The organism is Paenibacillus sp. 01T422 (assembly GCF_056398785.1).
In genome coordinates, this window is the sequence record NZ_JBFTQB010001101.1 from 1 (window position 1) to 1807 (window position 1807).

At 42.3% G+C, this 1807-nt stretch carries 3 protein-coding genes and 1 pseudogene; 1 reads left to right on the forward strand and 3 read right to left on the reverse strand.

Annotated elements, in window-relative coordinates:
* On the reverse strand, positions 1-553 hold a 553-nt coding region (locus AC1DUA_RS36020; RefSeq protein WP_477504301.1), incomplete at its 3' end, for a LysR family transcriptional regulator.
* A 92-nt stretch (positions 554-645) separates the two neighbouring features.
* Positions 646-1074 carry an HIT family protein gene (locus tag AC1DUA_RS36025; RefSeq protein WP_477504302.1) on the reverse strand — a complete coding sequence of 143 codons (429 nt, stop codon included), beginning with the start codon at positions 1072-1074 and terminating at the stop codon, positions 646-648.
* A 154-nt stretch (positions 1075-1228) separates the two neighbouring features.
* Here AC1DUA_RS36025 and AC1DUA_RS36030 point away from each other — a divergent pair.
* Positions 1229-1384: pseudogene (locus tag AC1DUA_RS36030) on the forward strand (ABC transporter permease); the annotation flags it as partial.
* Positions 1385-1460: 76 nt separating this feature from the next.
* Here AC1DUA_RS36030 and AC1DUA_RS36035 read toward each other — a convergent pair.
* Positions 1461-1807 (reverse strand): hypothetical protein (locus AC1DUA_RS36035; protein WP_477504303.1); only part of this gene is annotated, 347 nt, incomplete at its 5' end.

Below are 1807 nucleotides of genomic sequence, written 5' to 3' on the forward strand. Positions count from 1 at the left end.
CTTGCAAGCTGATTGATTCCCGCTCTGCAAACCGGTGATCGAAAGAGACAACTAGAAACAACGGCAGCGCGAGGATTGGCACCCATTCATAAGCGTCGCTGATGGGTCTTTCCGAAGTGATCATCACATCCGAAAAACCATTCTCGACCTGCTCCAGAATTGCTCCCTTGTCTCCTTGCGTCAACTCGAAGGTGATTTGCGGATTGGCTTTCTGGTAGTCACGAATCAAATGAGGAATTAACCCAACACCTAGTATATTTAAATATGAAAGATAGATGATCCCCGACTCAGGGTTGGAACATTCTTCGATTTCCTGTTTTCCTCGCTCAACCTCCTGCAAAATCTTCTCAACTCGCTTCGCAAACATAGTACCATATCGGTTAATTTGCAGGTTACGGCCCTTCCGTTCGAATAACGGTACGCCAAGTTCAGCTTCCAGCTTAGAAATGGAATGACTCAGCGCAGGCTGCGTGACGGATAGTTCTTCAGCAGCTCTCGTGAGATGTTCGATCCGGGCAACTTTCAAGAAATACTCTAATTGAGTAAGCTCCATATCGCACTCCTAAATTCATAATTTTCATCATTACTGTTGTTATCATACATTTGGTTCATGATTGATGCAAGTTTGGCTATCACGAATAAGCTCTAAGGACTTATGCTCGCAATCGCACTTGCAAGTGTCTCTCTTGTCTCGGGAAATCGTTCTCTTGCGCCTGAATCCAAAGGGTCAACCCATGTGAACCCATCATTCTCATATCTAGCCCAGATGTGCATATGAAAATGTCCTAAATCACTAAACTTTCCTCCATTTTGCATCATGCTTATTCCATCCGGTTGAAAAAGACTTTTTAATCCTTTGGATAATTTCGCGGAGGCTTTCATTACGGACATTGCTGTATCTAAATCCAATTCGTCAATGTCCTCATAATGTTTTTTGGGCAGTATGATGCTATGTCCCTCACTACATGGGTCTATGACTAGTATACAAGTCACATAGTCGTCTTCGTATACCGTATGAGTTGGCTCAAGTCCATTTGCTAATCTACAGCCTAAGCAGTTTGTATCATGTTTCAACGAGTTTCATTCCCTTCTGAATTTGAACAAATTATCACAACAGCCATGTCGGGCAAAATTTTCTTATTAAGTTCTTCATGGTAATCTTGCTATCCTGCTTTCCTGTTGAAAAAGTCTGCTGATCCACTTAGAACGAATAGCTCTACTTCTGGCAAACATCAACCCGATCTCTCACCTGGTTTCAGCCGTACGTGAACTTGCCAACACTGGCACTGTTGGTTGGGATCTCACCATCTCCCTCATCGGGGCCATTGTTATTGTGGCAATCTTTGCACCAATTACTGTAATTGCCTATATGCGCCGGACATAACAAATGTAGTTAACATAGCAAGGCTGCCACACATTTATGTGGCAGCCTTAATCATTTTATCAGTATAAAGAATGATTTAGAATGTAGCCGGTGACATAAAATAGGAATACCATAAGTTCGTCATAAAGATATCAAGAAGAACAAAATAGAACAATTCCAAACCAATATTACGATCATCCAGCCCTTTTCTCCAAATCCGCATACATCCATAAGCAAGTAAAACCATGATAATGAGGATACATAAGTACACCAAGATTGGCTGTAAAGCGTCTGGCATCACTTGAAGCGCCGTAGCTTTTCGATAATCTTGAATAAATAGTGCCTTAACGCCAACATACATGCCAAGTGATATCAAAAAATGCAGACGCGGACGGGAATCGTATTGATGCTGCCAGAAAGCGCTGAGCACCAGCAGATATATGC